Source organism: Burkholderia sp. AU18528 (assembly GCF_002223215.2).
Taxonomy (GTDB): domain Bacteria; phylum Pseudomonadota; class Gammaproteobacteria; order Burkholderiales; family Burkholderiaceae; genus Burkholderia; species Burkholderia semiarida.
The window spans coordinates 423,256-442,820 of the sequence record NZ_NKFC02000004.1 but is presented as its reverse complement, the minus strand read 5'-3'; the positions used below and the strand labels follow the sequence as shown (position 1 = coordinate 442,820).

At 66.4% G+C, this 19,565-nt stretch carries 17 protein-coding genes; 9 read left to right on the top strand and 8 right to left on the bottom strand.

What is annotated here, in order from left to right; genetic code table 11:
• Positions 1–50 precede the first annotated feature (50 nt).
• Complete coding sequence (serS, locus tag CFB52_RS04695) at positions 51–1,352, bottom strand: serine--tRNA ligase (RefSeq protein ID WP_099316164.1); 1,302 nt, start codon at positions 1,350–1,352, stop codon at positions 51–53.
• A 248-nt stretch (positions 1,353–1,600) separates the two neighbouring features.
• Between serS and CFB52_RS04690 the strand changes: the two genes are divergently transcribed.
• Positions 1,601–1,870, top strand: a complete 270-nt coding sequence (locus tag CFB52_RS04690; RefSeq protein WP_059574118.1) for a DUF2164 domain-containing protein — start codon at positions 1,601–1,603, stop codon at positions 1,868–1,870.
• Positions 1,871–1,922: 52 nt separating this feature from the next.
• Here CFB52_RS04690 and CFB52_RS04685 read toward each other — a convergent pair whose 3' ends face one another.
• The 3 genes from CFB52_RS04685 to CFB52_RS04675 all read right to left on the bottom strand — a co-directional run bounded on the left by CFB52_RS04685 (position 1,923) and on the right by CFB52_RS04675 (position 6,595).
• Positions 1,923–3,233, bottom strand: a complete 1,311-nt coding sequence (locus tag CFB52_RS04685; RefSeq protein WP_059574119.1) for a replication-associated recombination protein A — start codon at positions 3,231–3,233, stop codon at positions 1,923–1,925.
• Positions 3,234–3,549: 316 nt separating this feature from the next.
• On the bottom strand, positions 3,550–4,239 hold the full coding sequence (gene lolA / locus CFB52_RS04680; RefSeq protein WP_059574120.1) for an outer membrane lipoprotein chaperone LolA: 690 nt from the start codon (positions 4,237–4,239) through the stop codon (positions 3,550–3,552).
• A gap of 46 nt (positions 4,240–4,285) precedes the next feature.
• Entirely contained in the window at positions 4,286–6,595 is a 2,310-nt protein-coding gene (locus CFB52_RS04675) for a DNA translocase FtsK (protein WP_059574121.1), read from the bottom strand.
• Between the two features lie 387 nt (positions 6,596–6,982).
• Between CFB52_RS04675 and trxB the strand changes: the two genes are divergently transcribed.
• From trxB to CFB52_RS04655, 5 genes are all read left to right on the top strand, one after another.
• Entirely contained in the window at positions 6,983–7,945 is a 963-nt protein-coding gene (trxB, locus tag CFB52_RS04670; RefSeq protein ID WP_059574122.1) for a thioredoxin-disulfide reductase, read from the top strand.
• 136 nt (positions 7,946–8,081) lie between these two features.
• Positions 8,082–8,861: a Smr/MutS family protein gene (locus CFB52_RS04665; protein WP_059574123.1), complete on the top strand. Its 780-nt coding sequence runs from the start codon at positions 8,082–8,084 to the stop codon at positions 8,859–8,861.
• Positions 8,821–9,471 carry a trimeric intracellular cation channel family protein gene (locus tag CFB52_RS04660; RefSeq protein ID WP_059574124.1) on the top strand — a complete coding sequence of 217 codons (651 nt, stop codon included), beginning with the start codon at positions 8,821–8,823 and terminating at the stop codon, positions 9,469–9,471. Before CFB52_RS04665 ends, CFB52_RS04660 begins: the two co-directional genes overlap by 41 nt.
• 299 nt (positions 9,472–9,770) lie before the next feature.
• The gene (locus tag CFB52_RS34145) at positions 9,771–10,133 is read left to right on the top strand and encodes a hypothetical protein (RefSeq protein WP_144029724.1); all 363 of its coding nucleotides are present in this window, start codon (positions 9,771–9,773) and stop codon (positions 10,131–10,133) included.
• Between the two features lie 13 nt (positions 10,134–10,146).
• Complete coding sequence (locus CFB52_RS04655) at positions 10,147–10,347, top strand: hypothetical protein (protein ID WP_060965688.1); 201 nt, start codon at positions 10,147–10,149, stop codon at positions 10,345–10,347.
• 163 nt (positions 10,348–10,510) lie between these two features.
• On the opposite strand, the gene CFB52_RS04645 is transcribed toward CFB52_RS04655, so the two are convergent.
• From CFB52_RS04645 to CFB52_RS04630, 4 genes are all read right to left on the bottom strand, one after another.
• Positions 10,511–11,629 carry an ABC transporter ATP-binding protein gene (locus tag CFB52_RS04645; protein ID WP_060313032.1) on the bottom strand — a complete coding sequence of 373 codons (1,119 nt, stop codon included), beginning with the start codon at positions 11,627–11,629 and terminating at the stop codon, positions 10,511–10,513.
• A gap of 111 nt (positions 11,630–11,740) precedes the next feature.
• On the bottom strand, positions 11,741–12,598 hold the full coding sequence (locus CFB52_RS04640) for a carbohydrate ABC transporter permease (RefSeq protein ID WP_011544828.1): 858 nt from the start codon (positions 12,596–12,598) through the stop codon (positions 11,741–11,743).
• Positions 12,588–13,526 (bottom strand): carbohydrate ABC transporter permease, encoded by a 939-nt coding sequence (locus CFB52_RS04635; protein WP_059499909.1) that lies wholly within the window; start codon positions 13,524–13,526, stop codon positions 12,588–12,590. The genes CFB52_RS04640 and CFB52_RS04635 overlap by 11 nt, the downstream gene beginning before the upstream one ends.
• 138 nt (positions 13,527–13,664) lie before the next feature.
• Complete coding sequence (locus CFB52_RS04630) at positions 13,665–14,912, bottom strand: ABC transporter substrate-binding protein (protein WP_059574129.1); 1,248 nt, start codon at positions 14,910–14,912, stop codon at positions 13,665–13,667.
• Between the two features lie 430 nt (positions 14,913–15,342).
• Between CFB52_RS04630 and zwf the strand changes: the two genes are divergently transcribed.
• The 3 genes from zwf to CFB52_RS04615 all read left to right on the top strand — a co-directional run bounded on the left by zwf (position 15,343) and on the right by CFB52_RS04615 (position 19,487).
• Positions 15,343–16,812 (top strand): glucose-6-phosphate dehydrogenase, encoded by a 1,470-nt coding sequence (gene zwf / locus CFB52_RS04625; protein ID WP_059638885.1) that lies wholly within the window; start codon positions 15,343–15,345, stop codon positions 16,810–16,812.
• A gap of 88 nt (positions 16,813–16,900) precedes the next feature.
• Positions 16,901–17,581: a 6-phosphogluconolactonase gene (gene pgl, locus CFB52_RS04620; protein WP_099316163.1), complete on the top strand. Its 681-nt coding sequence runs from the start codon at positions 16,901–16,903 to the stop codon at positions 17,579–17,581.
• Complete coding sequence (locus CFB52_RS04615; RefSeq protein ID WP_059574132.1) at positions 17,559–19,487, top strand: bifunctional transcriptional regulator/glucokinase; 1,929 nt, start codon at positions 17,559–17,561, stop codon at positions 19,485–19,487. The genes pgl and CFB52_RS04615 overlap by 23 nt, the downstream gene beginning before the upstream one ends.
• Positions 19,488–19,565: the final 78 nt, after the last annotated feature.

Genomic DNA, 19,565 nt, shown 5'->3' with positions numbered 1-19,565 from the left:
GCCGACAAGCCCTTTTTGCAAATTTTTTGCGAAGGCGCCGAACGGCCGCGTTACGACGCCTGCGCCGGCGCGTCGATACGCTCCATGCCGCCCATGTACGGACGCAGCACTTCCGGCACCGTGACCGAGCCGTCCGCGTTCTGGTAGTTCTCCAGCACCGCGACGAGCGTCCGGCCGACCGCCAGACCCGAACCGTTCAGCGTGTGCACGAGTTCGGGCTTGCCCTGTGCGTTGCGGAACCGCGCCTGCATCCGGCGCGCCTGGAACGCCTCGGTGTTCGAGCAGCTCGAGATTTCGCGATAGGTGTTCTGCGCGGGCAGCCACACCTCGAGGTCGAACGTCTTCGCGGCCGAGAAGCCCATGTCGCCCGTGCACAGCGTGATCACGCGGTACGGCAGGCCGAGCTTCTGCAGGATCGCTTCCGCGTGGCCGACCATCTCGTCGAGCGCCGCATACGACGTTTCGGGCGCGACGACCTGCACCATCTCGACCTTGTCGAACTGGTGCTGACGGATCATCCCGCGCGTGTCGCGGCCGTACGACCCGGCTTCCGAGCGGAAGCACGGGGAATGCGCGGTGAGCTTGATCGGCAGCGCGGATGCGTCGACGATCGATTCGCGCACGGTGTTCGTCAGCGAAATCTCGGACGTGGAGATCAGGTATTGCGTGACCTTGTTCTCCTCGCCGCCCTTCTCGACGCGGAACATGTCGTCCGCGAACTTCGGCAGTTGGCCCGTGCCGTACAGGATCTCCGGGTTCACGATGTACGGCGTGTACGTTTCGGTATAGCCGTGCTGCTGCGTGTGCGTGTCGATCATGAACTGCGCGAGTGCGCGATGCAGGCGCGCGATCGGGCCGCGCAGCATCGTGAAGCGCGCGCCGGCGAGCTTCGCGCCCGTCTCGAAATCGAGGCCGAGCGGCGTGCCGACGTCGACGTGATCCTTCACCGCGAAGTCGAACTGGCGCGGCGTGCCCCAGCGGCGCACCTCGACGTTGTCGGCTTCGTCCTTGCCGACCGGCACGCTTTCGTGCGCGACGTTCGGCATGCCCAGCATCAGCTCGGACAGGCGCGCCTGGATGTCGCCGAGCCTGGCTTCCGACGCCTTCATTTCGTCGCCGATCCCGCCGACCTCGGCCATCACGGCCGACGTGTCCTCGCCCTTCCCCTTCATCGCGCCGATCTGCTTCGACAAGCTGTTGCGGCGCGCCTGGAGCTCTTCGGTGTGGGTCTGGATCGCACGGCGTTCCGCTTCGAGTGCGGAGAACGCGGCGACGTCGAGGGTGTAGCCGCGATCGGCGAGGCGCTTGGCGACGCCGTCGAGGTCTTTGCGCAGCAACTGGATGTCGAGCATGGGAGGACTTGGAAAATCGTTGTGTAAGACGGGAATTCTAACGCACCCCGCGGCCGCCACGGCGTTGGCCGGACGGACAATGCCGCAAACGGCCGGCCATGGCAGTATCGCATTGCCGGGCCGCCGCATCGGCGGACGGCGAATTGCCGCGCGCGTCGTCATGACGGATCGCAACATGTCCGCCCCGGCGGGCGGCAACCGTATCAGGCGGAGCGCCGGCTCCGCGTCACAGCACGCGAAGGAATCCGATGACCATCGAACTCGACAAGGACGTGCGCGACCGCGCGATCACGTCGCTGCAACGTTATTTCACGGAAAACATGGACGAGCCGATCGGCAACATCCAGGCCGGCGCGCTGCTCCATTTCTTCATTCAGGAGATCGCACCGGCGATCTACAACCTCGCGATCGCCGACGCGCAGGAACGCCTGCATGCGCGGGTCGCCGAACTCGATATCGAATGCCACGAAGAGCCGTTCGAATACTGGAAGAAACAGCAGCCGGGCCGCAAGCGCTGATGCGTCCCCGGCTGCGCGGATCGAACCGGCCCGCGCGGCGCCATCAGTCCGATCAGTCCTTCTTGCCCGCCTCGCGATCGAGCTCGCGCAGCCACGCGAGCTTCTCGGCGATCTTCGATTCGAGCCCGCGCGGCACCGGCTGGTACCAGCGCGGCTCGCGCATTCCGTCCGGCAGATACGTCTCGCCGGCCGCGTACGCGTTCGGCTCGTCGTGCGCGTAACGATAGGCGTGGCCGTAGCCGAGTTCCTTCATCAGCTTGGTCGGCGCGTTGCGCAGATGCACGGGCACCTCGCGCGACTTGTCCTGCTTCACGAACGCCATCGCCTGGTTGAACGCGTTGTACCCGGCGTTGCTCTTCGCCGCGCACGCGAGATAGATGACGGCCTGCCCGAGCGCGAGTTCACCTTCCGGCGAGCCGAGCCGCTCGTAGGTTTCGGCCGCGTCGTTCGCCACCTGCAACGCGCGCGGATCGGCCAGACCGATGTCTTCCCACGCCATCCGGACGATGCGCCGCGCGAGATACTTCGGATCCGCGCCGCCGTCGATCATCCGGCAGAACCAATACAGCGCGCCGTCCGGGCTCGAGCCGCGCACCGACTTGTGCAGCGCCGAAATCTGGTCGTAGAAGTTGTCGCCGCCCTTGTCGAAGCGGCGCGCATTCAGCGTCATCGCGCTGCCGACGAAATCGGCATCGATCGTCGCGACGCCGGCCGACGTCGCCGCCGTCTGCGCCTGTTCGAGCAGGTTCAGGAAGCGGCGCGCGTCGCCGTCCGCATAGCCGATCAGCGTATCGACCGCCTTGTCGTCGAACGCGAGGCCGTCGAGCGCGATTTCCTGCGCACGCTTGAGCAACTGGCGCATCTCGTCGTCGTTCAGCGACTTCAGCACGTACACCTGCGCCCGCGACAGCAACGCCGAATTGACCTCGAAACTCGGGTTTTCGGTCGTCGCGCCGATGAAGGTCACGAGGCCCGATTCGACGAACGGCAGCAGCGCATCCTGCTGCCCCTTGTTGAAACGGTGGATCTCGTCGACGAACAGGATCGTGTGGCGGCCGGTGCGGTTCAGCGTGTCCTTCGCCTGCTCCATCGACTCGCGGATGTCCTTCACGCCGCCGAGCACCGCGGACAGCGCGATGAATTCGCAGTCGAACGCGAGCGCGGTGAGCCGCGCGAGCGTCGTCTTGCCGACGCCGGGCGGCCCCCACAGGATCATCGAATGCGGCTTGCCGGATTCGAACGCGAGCCGCAGCGGCTTGCCTTCGCCCAGCAAATGCGTCTGGCCGATCACCTCGGCGAGCGTTTTCGGCCGCAGCGCCTCGGCGAGCGGGCGGCGCGGCTCGACTTGAAACAGGTCGGACATGAACCCTCGCTCCACATCAAACGGTAGCGGCCGAACCGGCCGCCGGACCCGACATTATGACAGCCGCGCGAGCGCGCCGCCGGGGCTGGTACACGCGTCTGGTGCCCGCGCCGGTACTCGCGTCTGTAGCACGCGCCCGTTGCACGCGTCCGTTACACGCGTCTGTTGCACGCGCCCGTTACACGCGTCTGTTGCACGCGCCCGTTACACGCGTCTGTTGCACGCGCCCGTTACACGCGTCTGTTGCACGCGCCCCCAAACAACACGGGCCTGCCGTTGACGGCAGGCCCGTGTCGGGAAAACGGCGCAACGAAGGTCAGCCGTTGATCACGTCCGCACCCTTCGGCACCACGAACTTGAACGTATCGCCCTTCAGCGACGGGTTCGTCTGGATGTTCGTGAAGGTCAAGAGCGTGACGTTGCCGAACACGTCGTGCAACTCCATCGCGGCGAGCGTGCCGTTGCGAAAGCCGATGCCGATCCGCTGGAACTGCGTGTCCTGCGCCTTCGGCAGCATCTCGAGCCACTCGATGCCGCCCTTCTCGCCCGCATCGCGCAGCGTGTAGCTCTTGTCGAGATCGTTGCTGCCGAACAGGATCGCGGCCGGGCTCGCGCCCAGCGCGCCGTTCAGCTTGCGCTCGGTGACCTGGTTCAGGTCGCGGTCGTACACGTAAAGCTTGTCGCCGTCGGCCTGCAGCACCTGCTGGTACGGCTTCTGATACGTCCAGATGAACTTGCCCGGCCGGGCGAACACGAACGTGCCGCTCGAATTGTCGGTGGGCTTCGGCGCGGCCTGCGCGGCGCTCGCGCCCTTGGCGGGCGCCTTGACGATCTGCTGCGTGAAATCGCCCTTCGCCGAACGCACCTGCGACACGAAGGCCTTCAGTTGCTCGGTGCCGCCCGCGAACGCGTGCGTCGCCGCGAGCATCAGCGATGCGCCGGCGAGCGCCGCGCCGAGCCAGCGCCGCGTCGAACGAAGGGAAGGGACGAACGAAAGTTGCTGCATATTGCGGTTTTCTCCCTGGGTGGCCGGCGCTGCGGGCGCCGCGGACTCATTCCGCGTCGCGCGCCGGCACAAGAATTTCGCGGTTGCCGCTCGACGACATCGCCGACACGAGCCCCGATTGCTCCATCTGCTCGAGCAGCCGCGCCGCGCGGTTGTAGCCGATCCGCAGATGACGCTGCACGAGCGAGATCGACGCGCGGCGGTTCTTGATGACGATCTCGACCGCCTGGTCGTACAGCGGATCAGACTCGCCGCCGCCTTCGCCGGTTCCCGCACCGGCCGAGCCCTCGTCGCCGTCGGCGGTGCCGCCCTCGAGCAGGCCCTCGACGTAATTCGGCTCGCCCTGCTCCTTGAGCTTCTCGACGACGCGATGCACTTCGTCGTCGGCGACGAACGCGCCGTGCACGCGCACCGGCAACCCGCTACCCGGCGGCAGATAGAGCATGTCGCCCATGCCGAGCAGCGATTCGGCGCCCATCTGGTCGAGGATCGTGCGCGAGTCGATCTTCGACGACACCTGGAACGCGATCCGCGTCGGCACGTTCGCCTTGATCAGGCCCGTGATCACGTCGACCGACGGGCGCTGCGTCGCGAGGATCAGGTGGATGCCGGCCGCACGCGCCTTCTGCGCGATCCGCGCGATCAGTTCCTCGACCTTCTTGCCGACGACCATCATCAGGTCGGCCAGCTCGTCGATCACGACGACGATGTTCGGCAGGCGGCCGAGCGGCTCGGGATCGTCCGGCGTCAGGCTGAACGGGTTCGGAATCTTCTCCTCGCGCTTGGCCGCGTCGTCGATCTTGTTGTTGTAGCCAGCGAGGTTGCGCACGCCGAGCTTGCTCATCAGCTTGTAGCGGCGCTCCATCTCCGCGACCGTCCAGTTCAGCGCATGGCCGGCCTGGCGCATGTCGGTGACGACCGGGCACAGCAGGTGCGGAATGCCTTCGTAGACGCTCATTTCGAGCATCTTCGGATCGATCAGGATCAGGCGCACCTGCTCGGCGGTGGCCTTGTACAACAGCGACAGGATCATCGCGTTGATCCCGACCGACTTGCCCGAGCCGGTCGTGCCGGCCACGAGCAAGTGCGGCATCTTCGCGAGATCCGCGCACACCGGCTTGCCGCCGATGTCCTTGCCGAGGCTCAGCGTCAGCGCCGACGGCGCGGCCGCATACACCTCGGAGCCGATGATCTCGGACAGATGCACCGTCTGGCGGCGCTGGTTCGGCAGCTCGAGCGCCATGTAGTTCTTGCCGGGAATCGTCTCGACCACGCGGATCGACACGAGCGACAGCGAACGCGCGAGATCCTTCGCGAGGTTGACGATCTGGCTGCCCTTCACGCCGGTGGCCGGCTCGATTTCGTAGCGCGTGACGACCGGGCCCGGATACGCGGCGACGACGCTCGCCTCGACGCCGAAGTCCTTCAGCTTCTTCTCGATCAGGCGCGACGTGAATTCGAGCGTATCGGCGGAAATCGCTTCCTGCGTCTTCGGCGCCGGGTCGAGCAGCGACACCGGCGGCAGCGTCGAATCGCCGGGCAGGTCGGTAAAGAGCGGCACCTGGCGCTCGCGCTCGACGCGCTCGGACTTCGCCGGCGTGACGACCGGCGGCACGATCGTCACCGGCTCGTGATCCTCGATGCGCACGCGCTCCTCTTCGACCTTGCCTTCGCGGCGCACCGCCGCGGCCTCGCCGAGCTTGCGGTCGCGCTCGGCCTCGCGGCGCAGCTTCGCGACGTTGACGGCGGACAGGATCGCGCCGCCGACGCGCTCGGCGACCGACAGCCATGAGAAGCGGAAATACAGCGACAGGCCGATCGCGAGCGCGATCAGCAGCAGCAGCGTGCCGCCCGTGAAGCCGAACGCATGCGACATCGCGCCCGCGACGGCCTCGCCGACGACGCCGCCCGGCGCGCGCGGCAACTGCACCTTCAGCGACCACATGCGCAACGCCTCGATGCCGTCGCAGGCGAGCACGACCAGCACGAACGCAAAGATTTCGGTGAGCCAGCCGATCGGCCGCTCCGGTTCGTCGGGAATCGCCTCGTGACGCGTGATGCGGCGGTAGTTGACGGCGATGCGCCGCCCGAGCGGCACGATCAGCCAGTAGGCCGACAGGCCGAACAGCAGCAGGATGATGTCGGCCGTCCACGCGCCGACGCGGCCGGCCCAGTTCGAGATGTGATCGACCTGGGCGGCATGCGTCCAGCTCGGATCGCGCCGGCTGTAGCTCAGCAGGGCCATCACCAGAAAGGCGCAGAGCGCGACCTGGAGAATCCAGCGGATCTCCGTGAGGAGCTTCGACATCCGGTGCGGCAACGCCTGTGCCTGGGCGGAATAAGGAGCTTTTGCCATGAATCCGTATAAAGAGGACGGGCCGTGCGCCCGCCTGTCGTTCGATCGCGCTTATTGTAAACGCTGCATCGCGCCGCCAAGTGTAAATGACGGTTACATGACGGAAACGGGGCGCCCAACCGGCGCCGCCGGCGGCTGCCAGCCGGCCGGATGCCCGCCCCTGCGACAACGCGCCGCCACATGGCAAACCGCCGCCCGCCCCGCCGCCCCGGTACGGACGACAGGCCGCCGAACGCTATCGCCACGATTGAAACTCTCGTTCGGCAGCGCAGCAACGGGGCCTTTATAATGCGCGTCTGATACCCATCTATGACGGCATCCCGGTCAACCCGGATCGTACGGCGAGCCCTACCCCGCCCGCCGCGGCCGCCTTTTACGGATTCGCATATGTCCACGCCCAAACACGCCAAAGTCCTGATTCTCGGTTCCGGCCCCGCCGGCTACACGGCCGCCGTCTACGCGGCACGCGCCAATCTGTCCCCGGTGCTGATCACCGGCATCGCGCAGGGCGGCCAGCTGATGACCACGACCGATGTCGAAAACTGGCCGGCGGACGCGAAGGGCGTGCAAGGCCCGGAACTGATGGCGCGCTTCCAGGAGCACGCGGAGCGCTTCAACACCGAAATCGTCTTCGACCACATCCACACCGCGAAGCTGCACGAAAAGCCGATCCGCCTGATCGGCGACTCGGGCGAATACACGTGCGACTCGCTGATCATCGCGACCGGCGCATCCGCGCAGTATCTCGGCCTGCCGTCCGAGGAAGCGTTCATGGGCAAGGGCGTGTCCGCCTGCGCGACCTGCGACGGCTTCTTCTACCGCAACCAGGAAGTCGCGGTGATCGGCGGCGGCAATACGGCCGTCGAGGAAGCGCTGTACCTGACCGGCATCGCGAAGAAGGTCACCGTGATCCACCGCCGCGACAAGTTCCGCGCGGAGCCGATCCTGATCGACCGCCTGCTGGAGAAGCAGAAGGAAGGCGTCGTCGACATCAAGTGGGATCACGTGCTCGACGAAGTGACCGGCGAGGAGTCGGGCGTCACGGGCCTGCGCATCAAGAACGTGAAGACCGGCGCGACGGAAGACCTGCACGTGCAGGGCGTGTTCGTCGCGATCGGCCACAAGCCGAACACCGACCTGTTCCAGGGCCAGCTCGAAATGAAGGACGGCTACATCCTGACGAAGAGCGGCCTGCAAGGCAACGCGACGTCGACGAGCGTGCCGGGCGTGTTCGCGGCAGGCGACGTGCAGGACAACGTGTATCGCCAGGCGATCACCAGCGCGGGCACGGGCTGCATGGCCGCGCTCGACGCGCAGCGCTACCTCGAGAGCCTGCACGACAAGAAGTGAGCCGGGAGCCTCGCCGCGGCGGGCGCTACAATGGCGTCCGCTGCCGCGAAGCGGGCTCGACCGGAAAGCCGCTGCCGCCGCGCAGCGGCTTTTTTTCTGCCCGCGCGCCCGAACGCGCCTGCCCCGTTACCGAATCATGGCGAAGAACCAGCCCCACCCGAGCGATCCCGCGAAGCGGAAGATCGCTGCCCGCCCCGTGACCCCGGCGCCCGAGGCGCCGCCGCCCGCCCTCGACGCGGCCGCGTTGCGCGGCCAGGGCCTCGCGGGCCTCGGCGCGCTGCGCAAGTCGCTGCAAGGCGAAGCCGATCGTCGCGAACGCGCGCGCATCGAAACCGAGAAGGCCGAGCGCAAGGCGGAAGCCGACGCGAATCTGTTCCGCAACGAGATCGGCGCGATCCGGCCGCTGAACGCGCCGCCGCGCGCGTCGTCGGGCCGCACGCCGCCCGACCCGGTGCCGAAGCAGACGCAGCGCGACGAGCAAGCCGTGCTGAACGCGACGCTGTCCGACGAGTTCGATCCCGAGACGCTGCTCGACAGCGACGACTCGCTGTATTACCACCGCCCCGGCATCAGCCGCGACGTCGTGCGCAGGCTGAGGAGCGGTGCGTGGATCGTGCAGGCGCAGATCGATCTGCACGGCATGCGGCGCGACGAAGCGCGCGACGCGCTCGCCGAATTCATCCGCGAAGCCGGCAAGAAAGGGCTGCGCTGCCTGCGCGTGATCCACGGCAAGGGGCTCGGCTCGATCGGCAAGGAACCCGTGCTGAAGGGCAAGGTGCGCGCCTGGCTCGTGCAGAAGGAGGAAGTGATCGCATTCTGCGAGGCGCGCGGCCACGACGGCGGCGCGGGCGCGGTGCTCGTGCTGCTGCAGCCGCATGCGACGCCGGCCGACCGGGGGCCGCGTGCCGCATCCTAGGCTGACGCTCGCGATCGCGGTACTGGAGGCGATCGCCACGCTCGCATTCGCGATTTCGGGGTTCATCGAGGCACGCAAGAACCGCCTCGACTCGGTCGGCACGTTCGTCGTCGCGCTCGCGACCGCCTTCGGCGGCGGCACGCTGCGCGACATCCTGCTCGAGCGCCGGCCGTTCTACTGGGTCGTGCACGACGACTACGTGATCGCGATCTTCGTGCTCGCGCTGTTCGCGCCGTTCGTGCTGCGGATGCTGTCGCGGCTGTCGGCCGAACGGCTGCTGCTGATCGCCGACGCGATCGGGCTCGGCATCTTCAGCATCTCGGGCACGTCGATCGCGCTCGACGCCGAGATGCCGCGCTTCATCGCGGTGATGATGGGCGTGATTACCGGCGTGGTCGGCGGGATCGTCCGCGACGTGCTGTGCAACGACATCCCGCTGATCCTGCGCGATTCGCGGCCGTACGCGACCTGCGCGTTCGTCGGCTGCTGGTTCTACCTGCTGCTCGTGTGGCTGCAATTCGACTCGGTGTACAGCGTGCTGCTCGCGACCGGCTTCATCCTCGCCGCGCGGCTCGCGACGTTCAAGTTCGACGTGCGGTTGCCGCATTGAATCCGGGCATCGTTTGAGTCATGAGGGGCCGTCGAAACGGGCTCTCGTCGCCGCACGCCGGTGATCCGAAAACGCCCGATCGATCGGACACAGTTTTTTACAATTCCCTTTCGCAATCGACAACCCCGTGCTACGTTTCGCCCGACAAACGCGAACGGGTGCGGCATGACTATTTTTTACGCGGTCGTTGAAGGCGATCCGCTGGATAGCGGCGGCTACGTACTCGATGGCGGTAAGTGCGGAACGATCGTGGGTGACGACGGCAAACGCCGGAAGATCACGTTCGTCGGACAACGCGCGTGGTGCAGCACATGCGAGAGCGTCGGGACAATCGAAGCGGCCCCCGGCGCGCCGAGCAAAAAGCGACTGCGCGACTTCACTTCCGCGCGGTCACAAACACCTCGCCATCGTCCGTTTCGATCATGCAGGGCAATTCGAGCGGTGTGATCGTCCGTCCATTCACGACGATCATGAGGATATTCGGCCACAATCGTGCAGATCCGCAAAGCGCCAGTTATGCAGGTATGAGCGTCGAAAACGGGTACTACACCCCCGGCGAGGAAGGGTGGGACTACAGAAACGAGACCACAGGCGCCGAAGTGAAGGACTTTCTAAAGCAATTCCAGCTGTATCGCTGGAATTTCGCTGCATTCAATCAGTAATGCCGAGGCAAGGATGCGTGCGTTCTTTTCGGTAATCGCAGATAGCGACCTGTTCGGTACACTCGCGACCGTTTGTCTGGTCGTCGCCGTGGCCGGCCTGTTCTCCACCGTCCGCCGCTCGAGATTTTATTTTCCGGCCGTCTTCGCGTGCCTTCTGTTCATGCCGCTCATGCATGCGATCGGTTCGTACTTCTTGTCATTGCCGAGCCCGTGATTGCCTCCATACAGCGTGCTGCTCGCGACCGGCTTCATCCTCGCCGCGCCGCTCGCGACGTTCAAGTTCGACGTGCGGTTGCCGCATTGACGCGGCACCGGCATGCACAGACGAAAGGGGCCGTTTCGAAACGGCCCCTTCTTCATTCAGCTCATCCAGTGCCTCACGCGATCCGTTCTTCCGACGCCGGATCGAACAGCACGGCCTTCGACACGTCGAACAGCAGCGACTGCGTCTGCCCCGGCTGCGGGTTCGCGGCCGGATGCACGCGGCTCACGATCCGCTTGCCGTTCACCTGCGCGAACACGTGCGTGTCCGGCCCGGTCGGCTCGGTCACGTCGACGCGCACGTCGATCGGCTGCAGCTTCGACGCCTCGCCGTGATGTGCGTTGCGCGCGTCGGTGATGCGCTCCGGGCGCAACCCGAGAATCACCTCGCGGCCCACGTGCGACTTCAGCTTCGCCGCGTCGAACGGCAGGTTCAGCGCGCTGCGCGCGAGGCCCGTGTCGATCTCGAGCGCGATGCCGCTGCCCTGCTCGACCAGGCGGCCGTTGATGAAGTTCATCGGCGGCGCGCCGATGAAGCCCGCGACGAACAGGTTCGACGGCGAATCGTAGATCTCCTGCGGCGCGCCGAACTGCTGGACCACGCCGTCCTTCATCACCGCGATCCGGTCGCCGAGCGTCATCGCCTCGATCTGGTCGTGCGTCACGTAGACGATCGTCGTGCCGAGACGCTGGTGCAGCAGCTTGATTTCCGCGCGCATCTCGATGCGCAGCTTCGCGTCGAGGTTCGACAGCGGTTCGTCGAACAGGAACAGCGACGGATCGCGTGCAAGCGCGCGGCCCATCGCGACGCGCTGGCGCTGGCCGCCCGACAGCTGGCCCGGCTTGCGGTCGAGCAAATGCTGGATCTGCAGCATCGCCGACACGCGATCGACGATCTGCTGCTGCTCGCTCTTCGGCACCTTGCGGATGTTCAGCCCGAACGAGATGTTCTCGCGCACCGTCATCGACGGATACAGCGCGTACGACTGGAACACCATCGCGATGTCGCGATCCTTCGGCGACAGGTCGTTGACGACCTTGCCGTCGATGCAGATCTCGCCGCTCGTGACCGTCTCGAGCCCGGCGATCATGTTGAGCAGCGTCGATTTCCCGCAGCCCGAGCCGCCGACCAGGATCAGGAACTGTCCGTCCTCGATCTCGATGTCGACACCCTTCAGGACCGGCACCCCGTTCGGGTAGGTCTTGTACACGTCACGGATGGAAAGGCTTGCCATGCTGTGAATCCTCTGTCTCGTCTCGCGCGGCGCACGCCGGCGCCGCGTCGGGTTCGTTTCGATGCGCCGCGCGGGGTGCGCGGCCGGTTCGTCGTATCGGAAAAGCCGCGCTTACCCCTTCACCGCGCCTGCCGTCAGCCCGCGCACGAAGTAGCGGCCGGCGACGATGTAGACGAGCAGCGTCGGCAGCGCGGCGATGATCGCGCCGGCCATGTCGACGTTGTATTCCTTCACGCCCGTCGACGTGTTGACGAGGTTGTTCAGCGCGACCGTGATCGGCATCGAATCGACGCCGGAGAACACGATCCCGAACAGGAAGTCGTTCCAGATCTGCGTGAACTGCCAGATCAGGCACACCATGAAGATCGGCAGCGACACCGGCAGCAGGATCTTCGTGAAGATCGTGAAGAAGCCCGCGCCGTCGATGCGCGCGGCCTTCACGAGTTCGGCCGGCACGCTCACGTAGAAGTTGCGGAAGAACATCGTCGTGAACGCGATCCCGTACACCACGTGCACAAACACGAGGCCCGGAATCGTGTTCGCGAGGCCGAGCATCCCCTGCAGGCGCGCCATCGGCAGCAGGATCACCTGGAACGGAATGAAGCAGCCGACCAGCATCATCGTGAACAGCGCATCCGCACCGCGAAAGCGCCAGTGGGTGAGCACGTAGCCGTTGAACGCGCCGATCAGCGACGAGATCAGCACGGCCGGGATCACCATCTGCAGCGAGTTCAGGAAGAACGGCTTCATCCCGTCGCAGCGCACGCCGGTGCAGGCGCCGCTCCATGCCTTGACCCACGGGTCGACGGTCCACGTGGTGGGCGGCGTCAGCAGGTTGCCGGTACGAAGCTGGTCGAGGTCCTTGAACGACGTCGACAGCATCACGTAGATCGGAAACAGGAAATACAGCGCGAACAGGATCAGTGCCGCATAGATCACTGCCCGGCTGATCGTCATCTTAGGCTGCATTGCGGGTGCTCCTCGATTCCATATACATCAGCGGCACCAGCACCGCGACCACGGTCGCGAGCATCATCACCGAGGACGCCGCGCCGAGCCCGAGCTGGCCGCGGTTGAACGAAAACGTGTACATGAACATGGCCGGCAGCGACGACGACGTGCCCGGGCCGCCCGCCGTCAGCGCGACGACGAGGTCGAAGGTCTTGATCGTGATGTGGCAGAGGATCAGCAGCACCGAGAAGAACACCGGGCGCATGCTCGGGATCACGATCTTGCGGTAGATGGTCGGCAGCGTCGCGCCGTCGACCTGCGCGGCCTTGAAGATCTCGCCGTCGACGCCGCGCAGCCCCGCGAGGAACAGCGCCATCACGAAGCCGGTCGACTGCCACACGGCCGCGATCACCACGCAGAAGATCGCCTTGTCCGGATCGTCGAGCCAGCCGAACGAGAAGCTCGTCCAGCCCCAGTCGTGCATCACCTTCTCGAGGCCGAGGCCGGGGTTCAGGATCCACTGCCACGCGGTGCCCGTGACGATGAACGACAGCGCCATCGGGTACAGGAAGATCGCGCGCAGCGCGCCTTCGTTGCGGATCCGCTGGTCGAGCAGGATCGCGAGGAACAGCCCGAGCGCGACGCAGATCGCGATGAACGGGATCCCGAACCAGCCGAGGTTCGCGGCGGAGGTCCACCACACGTCGTTCTGGAACAGGTCCGTGTAACGGCCGAAGCCGTCGAATTCGTAGTTGGGCAACAGCCGCGAGTTGGTCAGCGACAGATAGCCGGTAATCAGGATGAAGCCGTAGATGAACACGACGGCGATCGCGACGCTCGGCGCGAGCACGAGCTTCGGGATCCAGCGATCGGCGAAGGCCGACATCGGCGACGTACGCCGTGCGGCGGCAGCGCCGGATCCGTTTCCGCTAAGAGGGGCAGCCACTTGATTCGACTCCTGGAACGAGGGCGACGCAGGCCTGGCCGGCGCCGGGTACGGCACGGGCTCGCGGGCGAGCCCGTTTGCTGCACATGCAAAAACGCCCGGCCGATGAAGCGTGTCCGGCCGGGCGCCTGGCGCGCGTTACTTGACCTTCGCGGCCTTCGCGAGCGCGGCGACCGCGCTCTTCGAATCCTGCTGCGAGTTCATGAACTTCGTCACGACGTCCGTGATCGCGCCGGCGGTCGCGTCGCCTTGCGCCATGCCGTGCGCGAGCGACGGCACGAAACCGCCCGACTTGATCGCGGTCTGCTCGTCGGCATACGACTTCTTCGCGCAGTCGTCGAACTTGTCCATCTTCACGCCGAGACGCACCGGCACCGAGCCCTTCAGCAGGCTGAACTGCTCCTGGAAGTCCGGCGTCATGATCGTCTTCGCGAGCGCGAGCTGGCCCGGCGTCGCGTTCTTCTCGCCCTTCTGCTGGAAGAACACGAACGAATCGACGTTGAACGTGTACGCGTTCGCCGTGCCCGGCACCGGTGCGCAGATGTAGTCCTTGCCCGACTTCTTGCCCGCGTTCTCGAACTCGCCCTTCGCCCAGTCGCCCATGAACTGCATGCCGGCCTTGCCGTTGATGACCATCGCGGTCGCGAGGTTCCAGTCGCGGCCGTTACGGCCGGTATCGAAGTAGCCCTGGATCTTGCGCACCGTGTCGAATACCGACACCATCTGCGGCGACGTCAGCGTCGCCTGGTCGAGGTCGACCAGCGCCTTCTTGTAGAACGCCGGGCCCTGCGACAGCACGACGTCCTCCCACAGCGTCAGGTCCTGCCACGGCTGGCCGCCCATCGCGATCGGCTGGATGCCCGCGGCCTTCAGCTTGTCGGCCACCGCGAAGAATTCAGGCCAGGTGGTCGGCACCTTCGCGCCGACCTTGTCGAGCGCGGCCTTGTTGATGTACAGCCAGTTGACGCGGTGCACCGAGAACGGCGCGGCGACGGTATGGCCCTTGTACTTGATGATCTTGTCGATTTCCGGCGGCAGGTTCTGCTTCCAGTCGCCGGCAGCCGAATCGATGTTGACGAGCACGCCCTGGTCGGCCCAGTCCTGGATCAGCGGGCCCTTGATCTGCGCGGCCGACGGAGAATCGCCGCTGATCACCTTGGTCTTCAGCGCGGTCATCGCCGCGGCGCCAGCGCCGCCCGCGACCGCGAAGTCCTTCCACACGTAGCCCTGCTTCTGCAGGTCGTCCTTCAGCACGCCGACGGCCTTCGACTCGCCGCCCGAGGTCCACCAGTGCAGCACGGTTACGTTCTCGGCTGCCTGCGCCGCCACGGCGCCAGCCATCAGGCCTGCGGCGCAGAGCGCGCCCATGATCGAGCGAACTTTCATTACTTATCTCCTCCAGACTGAATCAACTCGTGAGGTTCCCTGACCAGGAACCGGCTTCTTGATAACGACGGGGAAATCGAGCCGCGGGACGCATGCAGCGTACGGGGCCGATGACCGGCCGGGCTCTTACAGAAAGCGTGAATCGAGATTCAACGGCGTGTCTCCTCTTTGTGTTTCTGGCCCGCCGCGATGATGCGACGCGAGCCCGGGGCCGACGGCGCGCCGACGATGCGCACCGCCAATGTCCGATAACATTCGGCACAAGGCGCTCCCGAAGGCGAAGCTCGCGCAGTTCATCGACCGCACTTCTTTTTTTCTTCGCCCAGGTGCTACCCCTTGCGGCGGATTGTAGTTAAACTACAATTCAGTGTCAAAAATATTTTTATCGCACTACGGATCGCTTCCGGGCACCCCAACACGGCGGAGACACATGCATACCGATTCCAGCTTTACCTTCGTACTTTTCGGCGGCACCGGCGATTTGTCGATGCGCAAGATCCTGCCCGCGCTGTTCGAAGCGCACCGCGCGAACATGCTGGCGGCGAGCGGCCGGATCGTCGCCGTGGCGCGACACGAATCGGATCGGGCAGCCTATCTCGAATGGGTCGACACACACGTGAAGCCGCATGCGGCGAAGGCGGCCGGCAACGCGTTCGACGACGCCGCGTGGAAGTCCTTCCTCGATCGCATCGACTACGTGCACCTCGATCTCGGCCGCGCGGAAGACTACGGCGTGCTGCGCGACGCGGTGGCGTCGCTGCCCGGCATCCGCGTGTTCTATCTCGCGACGGGCCCGTCGCTGTTCGTGCCGATCTGCAAGGCGCTCGCGTCGGTCGGCCTGAACGAAGACTCGCGCATCGTGCTCGAGAAGCCGCTCGGCTACGACCTGAAATCGTCGAACGCGATCAACGACGCGGTCGGCGAGATCTTCGCGGAAGGCCAGATCTACCGGATCGACCACTACCTCGGCAAGGAGCCGGTACAGAACCTGCTCGCGCTGCGCTTCGGCAATGCGCTGTTCGAGCCGCTGTGGCGCCGCGAATGGGTCGAGAGCATCCAGATCACGATCGCGGAGGAACTCGGCGTCGAGGCGCGCGGCGACTTCTACGACAATACGGGCGCCCTGCGCGACATGGTGCAGAACCACTTGCTGCAGTTGCTGTCGATCGTCGCGATGGAGCCGCCGCACTCGATGGATTCCGACTCGGTGCGCGACGAGAAGCTGCGCGTGCTGCGCGCGCTGAAGCCGATCGATCCGCGCGACATCGGCAAGGTTGCCGTGCGCGGCCAGTATCATGCGGGCGTGATCAAGGGCGCGCAGGTGCCGGCCTACGCGACCGAGCCGGGCGTGAAGCCCGACAGCCAGACCGAGACCTTCGTCGCGCTGAAGGTCGAGATCGAGAACTGGCGCTGGGCCGGCGTGCCGTTCTTCCTGCGCACCGGCAAGCGGCTGGCCGACCGCGTCGCGGAGATCGTCGTCAACTTCCGCCCGGTGCCGCATTCGGCGCTCGGGCCGACCGCGCTGCGCCCCGGTTCGAACCGCCTCGTGATCCGGCTGCAGCCGAACGAGACGATCCGCCTGTACTGCCTCGCGAAGCAGCCGGGCGAAGGGATGAACCTCGCGAGCGTGCACCTCGACCTCGCGTTCGACCAGTTCTTCAAGGAAGGGCAGATGGAGGCGTACCAGCGCCTGCTGCTCGACGTGATCAACGGCCGGCTCGCGCTGTTCGTGCGTCGCGACGAACAGGAAGCGGCATGGCAATGGGTCGAGCCGATCCTGAACGAATGGGCGCGCACGCTGAAGCCGCCGAAGCCGTACGCGGCGGGCACGTGGGGGCCGGCCGCGTCGAGCGCGATGCTCGCGCAGCACGACACCTGCTGGCTCGAAGAAGAAAACTGATGCAAACCGTTGCCGCGTACGCCACCGTACGCGGCAACGTGCCCCACGATTCGTACGATTTGAACAGACAAAGCAGTCCGGAGGAGATGTGATCGAGATCCACGCTTTCGACACCCAGGAAGCGCAAAGCGAAGCGCTCGCGCGCGCCGTCGGCGATGCGCTGCGCGCGGCGCTCGCCGACCCCGCGCGCCCGTTGCTCGCGGTGTCCGGCGGCACCAGCCCGCGCCCGTTCCTGCACACCCTGTCGCACGCGGCGCTCGACTGGGCCGGCGTCGACGTCACGCTGGTCGACGACCGCTGGGTGCCGGACGACGACGCGGCCAGCAACGCGCAACTCGTGCGCGACACGCTGCTGCAGCACGCGGCGGCCCCTGCCCGCTTCCTGCCGCTCGTCGACACGCGCAGCACGCTCGACGCGCACGTCGCCGCGCTGAACGCAAACGCCGACTACCGCGTGCCGAGCGTCGCGGTGCTCGGCATGGGCGAGGACGGCCACACCGCGTCGATCTTCGCCGACGCACCCGAATGGGACCACGCGATCACGACGCCGGAACGCTTCGTCGCCGTGCATCCGGGCGCGGCGCCGCATGCACGCGTGAGCTATTCGCTCGATGCGCTCAAGCGCGTCGACCGGCTGTTCCTGCTGATCGCGGGCGAGCGCAAACGCGACGTGCTCGACGCCGCGGCCGCGTCGCTGCAGAAGAACGCGATTTCCCAACTGGCCAACGACAAGGGGACCCAGCTCGATGTCTACTGGTGTGCAAAGTAAGGCGGTCGTCGCGGGTCAGCATGCCGACGGCCCGCGCCTGCTCGCGGACGTCGGCGGCACCAACGCGCGCTTCGCGCTGGAAACCGGCCCCGGCGAGATCACGCAGATCCGCGTGTATCCCGGCGCCGACTATCCGACGATCACCGATGCGATCCGCAAATACCTGAAGGACGTGAAGATCAGCCGCGTGAACCACGCGGCGATCGCGATCGCGAACCCGGTCGACGGCGACCAGGTCACGATGACGAACCACGACTGGAGCTTCTCGATCGAGGCGACGCGCCGCGCGCTCGGCTTCGACACGCTGCTGGTCGTCAACGATTTCACCGCGCTCGCGATGGCGCTGCCGGGCCTGACCGATGCGCAACGCGTGCAGGTGGGCGGCGGCGCGCGGCGCCAGAACAGCGTGATCGGCCTGCTCGGGCCCGGCACCGGGCTCGGCGTGTCGGGGCTGATCCCCGCGGACGACCGCTGGATCGCGCTCGGCAGCGAGGGCGGCCACGCGTCGTTCGCGCCGCAGGACGAGCGCGAGGATCTGGTGCTGCAGTACGCGCGCAAGAAGTTTCCGCACGTGTCGTTCGAGCGCGTGTGCGCGGGCCCCGGCATGGAGATCATCTATCGCGCGCTCGCCGCGCGCGACAAGAAGCGCGTCGCGGCATCCGTCGACACGGTCGAGATCGTCGAGCGCGCGCATGCGGGCGATGCGCTCGCGCTCGAGACGGTCGAATGCTTCTGCGGGATTCTCGGCGCGTTCGCGGGCAGCGTCGCGCTCACGCTCGGCGCGCTCGGCGGCGTGTACATCGGCGGCGGCGTCGCGCTGAAGCTGGGCGAACTGTTCACGCGCTCGTCGTTCCGCGCGCGCTTCGAGGCGAAGGGCCGCTTCACGCACTACCTCGAGAACATCCCGACGTACCTGATCACCGCCGAATATCCGGCGTTCCTCGGTGTGTCAGCGATTCTCGCGGAGCAGTTGTCGAACCGTTCCGGCGGCGCGTCGTCGGCGGTGTTCGAGCGGATCCGCCAGATGCGCGACGCGCTGACGCCGGCCGAGCGCCGCGTGGCCGATCTCGCGCTGAACCATCCGCGCTCGATCATCAACGATCCGATCGTCGACATCGCGCGCAAGGCCGACGTGAGCCAGCCGACCGTGATCCGCTTCTGCCGCTCGCTCGGCTGCCAGGGGCTGTCGGATTTCAAGCTGAAGCTCGCGACCGGCCTCACCGGCACGATCCCGATGAGCCACAGCCAGGTGCACCTCGGCGATACGGCCACCGACTTCGGCGCGAAGGTGCTCGACAACACGGTGTCCGCGATCCTGCAACTGCGCGAGCACCTGAATTTCGAGCACGTCGAGAACGCGATCGAGATCCTGAACGGCGCGCGGCGCATCGAGTTCTACGGGCTCGGCAACTCGAACATCGTCGCGCAGGACGCGCACTACAAGTTCTTCCGCTTCGGGATTCCGACGATCGCGTACGGCGACCTGTACATGCAGGCCGCATCGGCCGCGCTGCTCGGCAAGGGCGACGTGATCGTCGCGGTGTCGAAGTCGGGACGCGCACCCGAGCTGCTGCGCGTGCTCGACGTCGCGATGCAGGCCGGCGCGAAGGTGATCGCGATCACGTCGAGCAACACGCCGCTCGCGAAGCGCGCGACCGTCGCGCTCGAGACCGACCACATCGAGATGCGCGAGTCGCAGTTGTCGATGATCTCGCGGATCCTGCATCTGCTGATGATCGACATCCTCGCGGTGGGCGTCGCGATCCGTCGCGCATCGACCAACGGCGAGCTGCCGGAGGCCGTCGCGCAGGCACGGGCACGCGCCACCGACGACGAAACGGCCGACGTGCTCGACTGGTTGAGTCATGGGGCTTCGCCGGCGGCGAAGGACGTCGCGCGGGATTGATGCAGCGGTAAAAAAGACGTCACGGGTGAACGACACCCCGAACGCTGGACGGCTGGTCCGGCGTTCGGGGTGTTTTGC